We start from the raw sequence: 8992 nt of genomic DNA on the forward strand, positions 1-8992 counted from the left end.
GGCGCCAGGCCCGCGGCCGACGCGCCGCGGCTCAGTTCGCCGCTGCCGCCCGGCCTGCCATCGGGCACGGGCGCGGGCTACCACAGCCCCGCCAGCCCGATCGCGCCGCTGCCCCCGCGCACCGACGTGCTGCCCTGGTCCGTGTTGACCGATCTGACCCGCAAGACCACCAAGAACGGCGTGCTGCCCGTTTTCAGCGCCCAGCAACTGAGCATGCACCAGACGGTGCAGCGCATCCAGGGCTTTATGGTGCCGCTCGATTCCAGGGCCGCACAGACGCATTTCCTGCTGACCTCCGTGCCGCTGACCTGCCCGTTCTGCCTGCCCGGCGGGCCCGAGAGCATGGTCGAGGTGCGCGCCAAAACGCCCGTGCGCTACGCGATCGAACCCATCGTGGTGCAAGGCCGTTTCACTCTGCTGCACGACGACCCCTATGGCCTGTACTACCGCGTGCTCGACGCCGTTGCGGTGGAATAGGCGCGCTTCGACGCCGTTGAGACTACCCCTTTCTGCCCGCTGTGCACGGCCATCGCCTCCCCCACCATGACCCCCTGCGGCCCGCTGCGCGCAGGGCCGCGCTGGCCCGGATCGCGCTGCTGTGGCTGCTGCTGGCCTTGGTGGCCGTGCCCACGCTGGGGCATCTGCACCGGGTCGTCCATGCCGACGCACCGCACCGCGTGCATGCGGACCATGCCGACACCCACGGCCTGCTGGAACGCCTGCTGGGGAACCATGATTCCCCGCTGGACTGCCTTTCGTTCGACCAGCTGGCGCTGGGTGATGGCCCCTTGCACAGCGGCGTCCCGGTTGCGCTGCCGACCCTGGCAGCAGCGCAGGCGCCCGTTGCAACAGCCGCCGAACGACCCGCCGCGCAGCGGGTCGTGCCGTTCCAGGCGCGCGCTCCCCCCGCATGAATCGGCGCGGACCCGGCCGCCTGCGCGCCGGGCCCCCGCGCTGCACGCTGCCTGAGCACGCCACGGTGCCTGCATGACCGCAGGCATACGCGGCACCTTTTCATTCACCTCCTCATGCCCCGGGGCATGAGGCCGCGCCCGCGCGCATGGCCGCGCCATGCCGTCGCGCCCCCCTTGTTGCAACATCCCCATGACATACCCCGCATCCAGACTCCATCGCCCGCTTCTCCAGCCCATCGCCCTCGCCGCCATGAGCACGCTGGCCGGCGCCGCTCTCGCGCAGACAGCGCCCACCAACATCCCCGACCTGCCCCCCGTCACCGTATCCGCCAGCGGCCTTCAGTTGGGAACGAACGAGATGATCACCCCCGTCAGCGTGCTCGAAGGCGACGAACTCGCGCACCGCCGGGAAGCCACGTTGGGCGAGACGCTGGGCAACGAGCCCGGAATCACCCAGAGTCACTTCGGAGCAGGCGCCAGCCGCCCCATCATCCGCGGCATGGACGGCCCGCGCGTGCAGTTGCTGAGCGACGGCGCGCAGATCCACGACGTCTCCACCATCAGCCCCGACCACGCGGTGACCTCCGAGCCCATGCTCGCCACGCAGATCGAAGTGCTGCGCGGCCCTTCGGCCCTGGTGTACGGCAGCGGCGCGGTCGGCGGCGTGGTCAACGTGCTCGACGGCAAGGTGCCCACGGCCGTCCCCCCAAGGGCCATGAAGGCAGCGCCGAACTGCGCGCGAACACCGGTGCGCGCGAGGGCACGGGGGCCTTTGCGCTCACCGGGGGCGCAGGCCCGTTCGCCGTGCACGTGGAAGGCGCGGCCCGCGATGCCGGTGCGTACCGCGTAGGCAAGGGCTGGACGCCCGAAGGCGTGCCGACGCGCAAGCTGCCGGGCAGTTTCAACCGCAGCGACGCCGGCAGCCTGGGCCTGTCCTGGGTGGGCGAGCGCGGCTACCTGGGCGCGGCCTACACCCACCAGACCGCCCGCTACGGCCTGCCCGGCCACGAGCACGGCCATGCCGGCTGCGACGCCGATGGCAACCGGCTGCACTGCGGCGAACACGACGAACACAAGACCGGGGAAGACGACCATGACCATGGCGCGCACGACGCCGGGGGCGAGGACATCCCCGTGGTCGATCTGCGCAGCGCGCGCATGGACATCCGGGGCGAGCTGCGCCAGCCGTGGCCAGGCTTTGCGGCACTGCGCCTGCGCGCGGGCGTGACCGACTACGTGCACGACGAGGTCGAGGACGGCGCCATCGCCACCACGTTCAAGAACCGGGCGCACGACGCCCGCGTCGAACTGCAGCATGAGCCGATTGCCGGCTTCAAGGGCCTGTTCGGCTTGCAGACCGCGCAGCGCAACTTCAGCGCCGAGGGCGAGGAGGCCTACGTACAGCCCACCAGCACGCGCAAGACGGGCCTGTTCATGCTGGAGGAATACCGCCTGGGCGACTGGCGCCTGGAAGCGGCCCTGCGCCACGATCGCCAGACGACGCAGGCCCGCAGCAGCGGCGTCGAGCGCAACCACGACGGCGTATCCGCCGCGCTGGGTGCGGTATGGCAGTTCCGGCCCGGCTACGCGGTGGGCACGTCGCTGACCCGCGCCAGCCGCGCCCCGACGGCCGAAGAACTGTACGCGCGCGGCCTGCACATGGCCACCAGCACCTACGAACGCGGCGACGCCGATCTGCGCCCGGAAACCGCGCGCAACGTGGACCTGAGCCTGCGCAAGACCAGCGGCGACACCACCTTCGGCGTGAGCCTGTTTCACAACCGCATCGGCAACTACATCTACGGCCGCACGCTCGACGCGCGCGATGGCCTGCAACTGCTGCAATACAGCCAGGCCGACGCCCGCTTCACCGGCGTCGAGGGCCAACTGCGCCAACGCCTGAACCGCCACCTGGGCGTCACGCTGTTCGGTGACAGCGTGCGCGCCCAGCTCGCCGACGGGGGATTGCTGCCGCGCATTCCCGCGACCCGCGCCGGCCTGCGTCTGGACGCCAACGGGAACGCCTGGGAGGGCCGGATCGAGTGGGTACAAGTGGCGCGCCAGAACCGCGTGGCCGCGTTCGAGAGCGCCACCCCGGGCTACGGCATGCTGAACCTGGGCCTGAGCCACACCGTCCAGCTCGGCAACACAACACCCTGGCAGCTGTACCTGAAGGCAAACAACCTGACGAACCGCTTGGCGTATGCGCACACTTCCTTCATCAAGAACGCCGCACCGCTGATGGGGCGCAGCATCACGCTGGGCAGCAGGGTGGCGTTCTGAGAGGCATCAGCCGGTTCTGCGAAGCCGGTGCAACACCACGGGCCGTTGCCATGGCGGGGTGCGGCCCCGGTGTTGCCGTCCGGGCGGCGCCTGCTCCGAAGTGACTGCGGGCGTATCCGGGACTGCACGCGGCAGCCGGGAAGTCATCGTTTTCGCTTCGGTTTTCCTGGCTGGCTGACGTACCGGATCGCGTGCGCGAGCCACACGCCCAAGCGCTCGCGCTCGCTGTCGTTCAGCAGCGCATCGGGGACCAGCACGTACTGCTTGCTGGGCGGGCTGCTTGGCTCGTACTGCAGCGGCCGCGCGCGGGACATCAACCAGAAATCAGCGGAGCTCAACAGCTAATCCCTACATTTATAGGGTAGTAGTGTAGCTTCGCCGAGTGTAGTCTCCAACTCTACGCACCAAAGACGTTCTAAGAATGAAGCTAATGTTATCTCCAAGACTCGATGGCTACAATCGTTTGTGTGGCCTCATCAACCGCAAACTCAGTGCAGAGACTTAAATGGCGACAATTTTAAGGTGTGCGATCGATGGTCATGAGGATCTCGCCTTTTCGATCGACTGTACCTATGGCGAGGCGAGCAACCCAAATATCTTTGCCGCTGTGATGGCGTGTTTAGATAAGTACGGACTTTTTTGTTATTTGGGTCATGTGACGATTTCGGGGAGAAACTTCTGGGTACCAACGCGTGTTGTTTTTACAGGAAAACCAGATAACACTGTTGATCGCCAACCCGGGGATGTTTATCTCTATGCCCCTGGCCAGACGATTATTTTCACTTATGGCGCAGCAACGGAGACAGCAAAAGTCGGAAAATTCGCAGAAGTTGTTTCTTCAGATAGGCCAAAACTGGAGTTGATTGGCGATTTAGTTTGGAAAAATACGATTGTTGATTTCGTGAAAAACCATTATTCATGTCGATCATGCGGTAAATATTTGTAATTTACGGCATGGGGGAGTTTTCTCGAATCTTCGATTTGGTGCTGTACCCACAGACTTATTTTGTACCACACATCATCGAAAGACTGGATTTTACTTTTAGAGTTGAATGATGTCAGAAAATCTTGTTGCCGAGCTACTGGATACCACGGGACAGCCGATTCCAGAAACGCAGGTAAATTTAATTGTTGGTGTGGCAAACGTTGATATTACGACGGCAGTCATGAACTGCATCGATGTTCATGGAATAGATTGTCAACCAGGAATCGATATGCTTGCAGGAGAAATATTATATTTGCCTACTCGAGTTAACTACCTTGGATCGCCGACAAATTACCATGATACTCCGGGCTACATTTATTTAGATCCACCTACGCAGAGAATCTGCTTCAATTTTGGCAGTTCTAGTTCTATTGCGGCACTTGTTCCTGTATTTGGTAATGTTGCAGTTGTGGGTGATTTGAATACTCTCAAAAGGGTAGCCGAACGGGTGTGGAGTGATTCGGTGCTTGCGTTTGATCGTCAGATTTTTCGGATGAGAATAACCCGCAAGGCTTCATAATAAAATAATATATGAATCCGCCGCCACAATCATATTGCGCGTTTTCTTTTGGTAAGTGCTTAAATTCGTAAGGAGCATTCCCATGGCATCGCCAACTGCATCTGAATTTATAAGTAATATTGAATATTTGCTGAGTGAGATGTGGCTAAATACACCTTGGCAATTTCAAAAATTAAATGCGGGACTTGTCGATTCGGGCGCTGGTACCCGCGGACAATATCTTGCTAACTATCAAGGTCTCCAAGATTATCTTATCGGAATCGGTCCCGATGTGTTGTACCGTTTCGTGCAATTGTCTGAAGATACAAGTTACTTGCTGTCGGATCTTAAGACTGCCGCACTCGCTATTCTTTTTATGGACGGAACTGACTTAAAGGTTAGTGTATTTGCAAGAATTGAGTTTTGTGGTCTTAGCGGTTTCCGAAAAATAGGAGATGACTATTATGCTGTACTCACACACCCAAATTTAACGATAGAGCAGTTCCGTGATGCGACAAAAGTGCTATGGCAGCTTTTTGTGCGCGCTCATCGTTGGAATCATATGTTTTTCCCATGGAATATAGGAGCTGCGTATCCACAGCGCTTGTCCCAGGCGATGAATGACATGGTCTCCACGATTATGCCTGCTCATCCGACGAAGTCAAGAGCGGAGTCTCCTAAAATTGACTTCGAAATTTACAATTATTCTCCATGGCAAGCGCCAGTAACTGGAGTTCCAAAGCCCAAGCAGCAGCTTACGAATCCTAAATGGCAGTCCTTCATCAACATTATTCAATCGCATACGACCACAATTTGGCGAAATAAGCCATGGGAGATACAGAAAGTCGAATTTGGACTGATCAATGGAGAGGCTGGTAGCGGTTTTCAATATTATAGTGATTTGGTTCACATGTTGATATATCTTCGGTTGTCAGGGGCTACCGTCATCTATAGATTGACTCAAGTGGTCCAGAATGACTCTCTAGATGTGAATGTGGCAAAAAAAATGTTGCGAGTCATATTACTCGATACGTTTAATGCATTTGAGTTTTTGGCTGATCTTAGCCTAGCCGAATTTCACTGGCTCGGAACAAGAGAAGATGAAGAGCCTCCGTACACTGGTCTATATTGGCAGGCACTTGCAGATTCTGCGACAACAAAAAATGAATTTGTACAAATGAACATGGCTTATCTCAATTATATAAATCGCATGCTCGCGTGGGTCGATTATATCTACCCATGGAATATGGGAGGACGACTCTCTAGGCAGACCGATCTCGACGCAACCATCACCTATAACGTCATGCTTCAGCATCCCATACCCACAGTAGGGGCATAGGTAAATTTTGCAAAACGAATGTGTCACTTAAATTAGCAAGGAAAATGTCATGTACAGGTCACTTAACAAGATTGTCGTAAATAACAATGAAGCGATTATTGACACCTCAAGCTTTAATTCAGGCTGTCCGGTTTACAAAGTCTTCATATCCAATCTGACAAATAACAGCACCACTGGTCAAGGTACTTTTTTACGACTCCAGTTATATAATGGAAGCTCGTTTCCTCAGGGCACCTATAACTCTCAAGCATTTTACGTGGACTCGGGAAGTTCTGGTGAATATAAAGAAGAAAGCGGCGGGAACACTATTACGCTAACGTCAGGTAATTACATCACAAATAACTCCGAAAACGGGGTGGGCGGAGAGCTGACATTTCATATGCCGACGATGACTTCGAAAGGTGCGGAGCCTTTTATGCCGAGAACGATTGTGACCTGGGTAATGGGTATTGCTTTGGGCTATCAAAACAGGCCATCCCATTATAATGGAACTGGTTATGATTACGCATCTAGCTATGCGACGAAAGGCTTTAGGCTTTCATTTAATAATAGCATAGGATTTTCCACCGGGTTGATTCGCGTCTATGGATTAACCGAATAATTTGTTGGCTGCGTAAATAGTCGGCCCTGCAAATTCGGAGACGTTAACGTCAGCCTGGCGATCAAGCTTGATGCGGCGTACTCCGCCGCGCTGCTGCAGGAGCGCGGCGCGCGGGGCTCCTCGTCGTTTTATGTGAAAACCAACATGCATAATAGCCGCTGGCAGTGGGTGGATACCAGCGGGCCGGTCGCCTTGGACCTGTCCGCAGGTCCACCGGGTTGATGTTGAGCATGGGAGTGTCTGATGAGTGTTGAAATGGAAGCGCTGTTCACCAATGCGCGGCGTTGTTGCATAAATCCCGAACCGCATAGCATGCTGATGTTTGTGCGTACAACGGCGATGCAAGCGCTGATGTCAGTTGCGACACGAACCGGGTACATTCCCGACCTTTTGCCAGGGAACATGCGCAGAGACATCAGCCAACGAGCCGAGCCCAAGGTGACCTACCGTGTCAAGAACTGGGCGCAGTACAACGCCGGGCTGATTGCCAGAGGAGATATCGAGGTGTGGATCGACAAGAACCTTCTGAGACCCGCACCGACTGCGGATGTCTCCAGGCGCGGACGCCCGATCGTCTACCCGGACGCCGTCATCCAAGGGTTGCTCAGTCTCAAGCAGGTGTTTGATCTGCCCCTGCGTGCGCTGCAAGGATTCGTTCAAAGTCTGCGCCGGCTCGCCTTCCCGAATCTGCCGGTACCCAGCTACACGACTCTGAGCCGCCGCGCGCAAAGGCTGATGACCCATCAGGAGATGGGCGACAGCGAGGCCCTGACCGATTTGCTTGAGCAGATTCCGTGCGCAACACCGATTGACATCGTCGGCGGCGATGGGGCCTACGACACCAAGGCATGCCACGCGCAGATTGCCGCACGCGGTGCGACGCCCTCGATTCCCCGCGCGAAGGCGCCATGCCCTGGCGGCAGGCCACGCCGGGCGCAACTTGGCGCAATGCGGCCATTGACAAGATCGCAAAGAGCAGGGAGAGCAAGCAAGAGACGCGAATGGAAAAAAGCCAGCGGTTACCACAAGCGCTCGCTGGTGGAGAACCTGATATACCGTCTGAAGACGCTGACCAGCCATTTCCTGTGGGCACGCACCGTTGGCTCGCAGGCCACCGAGGTCGCCATCCGTGCGGGCGTGCTCAATCGCATGGCCTCTTTGGCTCGCCCGCCGTCCGCGCGCCTCACCTGAATTGGTGTTCCTGGGGAGGGGAATCTTTGAAGGTCGATTTATGCAACAACGCCCAACTCACCAGTCAAGCCACTGCGGTGGTGGCCTTACTTAAACCAATCAGCCTCCACGAATCTCGGGGCGATTCACATTAGCCATCGACACGAAGCCAATGAACGACGATTTCAACGCGATTGTGGCAGCCGAGTTTAACTCCAATGCGCTGTAAATATTCGCGAACGGTGAAGGGACTAATTCCTAAATGGCGCGCAATCTCTTTATTGCTTAGCCCCTTGATCAATTGTTCTACAACAGCAAGCTCGAGTAATGTCAGTGCGTAACGGTGCATTACGATTTCCCCTGGGTCTAATATTTTTGTCACTTTGTAACGAACGAATGAAATTTATAAGCTGCATTGGAAGATTGACAACATAAAATCATTTGTTAGTGGACAACGAAGCTAGCCCGTGCTCCCTTTGCAAAAATTGCAGATTCAACTGCATCGAAACAGGACGCAACGCGGACAACTTCTCCGACATGTCCCAACTCTGCACTTCTAGTTATGGAGTAATAGCGTCACATGTCCCCCCGCAAATGGGGGCAATGCGAAAGACCTGTATAACAGAACCGACTCCGCTCGTTTGAACGCGCAGCGGCCTTGGGCTGCGAGTTTGGTTTTCTGATCTTCAGGCCCCTGCCGGGCTGCCGAAGGCGCCCCGGTTGATCCACATGCTCGTGGTTAGCCCCCCTCATCAGTCAACCTCCTTCAGCGGGGGTAACGTGGCAAAGTAGACCATGTTCGACATGCGCTCGTCAAGCGACAGCCTTGTTCAACTTTCATGGTCCGTTCGCTGGCCCACAAGATTGCTGCGCACGATCTACGCCATGCTGGCAACTACAACCTGCTACCAGGGCTTGGATCAAGATGCTGCGCAAGCACGGCTTCGTCGCTGCCTCGCCCGCAGTCTGATTGCTTGCGTCATAGCCGTATCTTGCGTTCCGGCCGACGTCAGGTCAGGATTGGGTATTTCGGCGAGCGTGACCGCCCATTTCGGCATCGTGACCGATTTGAGCGCTGGGTCTGGGGTTACGCGGTTGAGATTGTAGAGAGGGGTGTGGATTGACTGGTTGATGCCTCCTTGTCGAGTGTTGCAGGCCACGATACCTGAGTATCGTTCGAGTTTTTCTTGTGTTTTCTATT

At 57.3% G+C, this 8992-nt stretch carries 9 protein-coding genes and 1 pseudogene; 8 read left to right on the forward strand and 2 right to left on the reverse strand.

From position 1 onward, the window contains the following. The 3 genes and pseudogenes from VTU_RS0114620 to VTU_RS27395 form a co-directional block, all read left to right on the forward strand. Positions 1-477, forward strand: a 477-nt coding sequence (locus VTU_RS0114620; RefSeq protein WP_010105429.1) for a hypothetical protein, incomplete at its 5' end; no start/stop codon positions are given. A 41-nt stretch (positions 478-518) separates the two neighbouring features. Continuing rightward, positions 519-914: a hypothetical protein gene (locus VTU_RS0114625; RefSeq protein ID WP_010105430.1), complete on the forward strand. Its 396-nt coding sequence runs from the start codon at positions 519-521 to the stop codon at positions 912-914. A 190-nt stretch (positions 915-1104) separates the two neighbouring features. Then, positions 1105-3197 (forward strand): annotated as a pseudogene (locus tag VTU_RS27395) (TonB-dependent receptor domain-containing protein). A gap of 143 nt (positions 3198-3340) precedes the next feature. On the opposite strand, the gene VTU_RS32840 reads toward VTU_RS27395, so the two are convergent. Next, positions 3341-3535 (reverse strand): hypothetical protein, encoded by a 195-nt coding sequence (locus VTU_RS32840; RefSeq protein ID WP_010105432.1) that lies wholly within the window; start codon positions 3533-3535, stop codon positions 3341-3343. A 167-nt stretch (positions 3536-3702) separates the two neighbouring features. On the opposite strand from VTU_RS32840, the gene VTU_RS32845 reads away from it, so the two are divergent. The 5 genes from VTU_RS32845 to VTU_RS27400 all read left to right on the forward strand — a co-directional run bounded on the left by VTU_RS32845 (position 3703) and on the right by VTU_RS27400 (position 7812). Then, positions 3703-4143 (forward strand): hypothetical protein, encoded by a 441-nt coding sequence (locus VTU_RS32845; RefSeq protein ID WP_138927905.1) that lies wholly within the window; start codon positions 3703-3705, stop codon positions 4141-4143. A gap of 109 nt (positions 4144-4252) precedes the next feature. After that, the gene (locus tag VTU_RS32850; RefSeq protein ID WP_138927906.1) at positions 4253-4702 is read left to right on the forward strand and encodes a hypothetical protein; all 450 of its coding nucleotides are present in this window, start codon (positions 4253-4255) and stop codon (positions 4700-4702) included. An 82-nt stretch (positions 4703-4784) separates the two neighbouring features. Then, positions 4785-6020, forward strand: coding sequence for a cucumopine synthase-related protein (locus tag VTU_RS32855; RefSeq protein ID WP_138927907.1), 1236 nt, complete (start codon positions 4785-4787; stop codon positions 6018-6020). 49 nt (positions 6021-6069) lie between these two features. Next, positions 6070-6621, forward strand: coding sequence for a hypothetical protein (locus VTU_RS32860; RefSeq protein ID WP_138927908.1), 552 nt, complete (start codon positions 6070-6072; stop codon positions 6619-6621). Between the two features lie 243 nt (positions 6622-6864). After that, positions 6865-7812: a transposase gene (locus VTU_RS27400; RefSeq protein WP_236610748.1), complete on the forward strand. Its 948-nt coding sequence runs from the start codon at positions 6865-6867 to the stop codon at positions 7810-7812. A gap of 130 nt (positions 7813-7942) precedes the next feature. On the opposite strand, the gene VTU_RS31660 is transcribed toward VTU_RS27400, so the two are convergent. Further along, positions 7943-8140: a response regulator transcription factor gene (locus tag VTU_RS31660; RefSeq protein WP_081479839.1), complete on the reverse strand. Its 198-nt coding sequence runs from the start codon at positions 8138-8140 to the stop codon at positions 7943-7945. Positions 8141-8992 lie beyond the last annotated feature (852 nt).

Source organism: Verminephrobacter aporrectodeae subsp. tuberculatae At4 (genome assembly GCF_000193225.1).
GTDB lineage: Bacteria > Pseudomonadota > Gammaproteobacteria > Burkholderiales > Burkholderiaceae_C > Acidovorax > Acidovorax aporrectodeae.

Excerpts from the sequence above, each read along its gene's own strand:
- VTU_RS32845 (WP_138927905.1), top strand. The coding sequence starts at position 3,703 with ATGGCGACAATTTTAAGGTGTGCGATCGATGGTCATGAGGATCTCGCC.
- VTU_RS32850 (WP_138927906.1), top strand. The coding sequence starts at position 4,253 with ATGTCAGAAAATCTTGTTGCCGAGCTACTGGATACCACGGGACAGCCG.
- VTU_RS32855 (WP_138927907.1), top strand. The coding sequence starts at position 4,785 with ATGGCATCGCCAACTGCATCTGAATTTATAAGTAATATTGAATATTTG.
- VTU_RS32860 (WP_138927908.1), top strand. The coding sequence starts at position 6,070 with ATGTACAGGTCACTTAACAAGATTGTCGTAAATAACAATGAAGCGATT.
- VTU_RS27400 (WP_236610748.1), top strand. The coding sequence starts at position 6,865 with ATGAGTGTTGAAATGGAAGCGCTGTTCACCAATGCGCGGCGTTGTTGC.
- VTU_RS31660 (WP_081479839.1), bottom strand. The coding sequence starts at position 8,140 with ATGCACCGTTACGCACTGACATTACTCGAGCTTGCTGTTGTAGAACAA.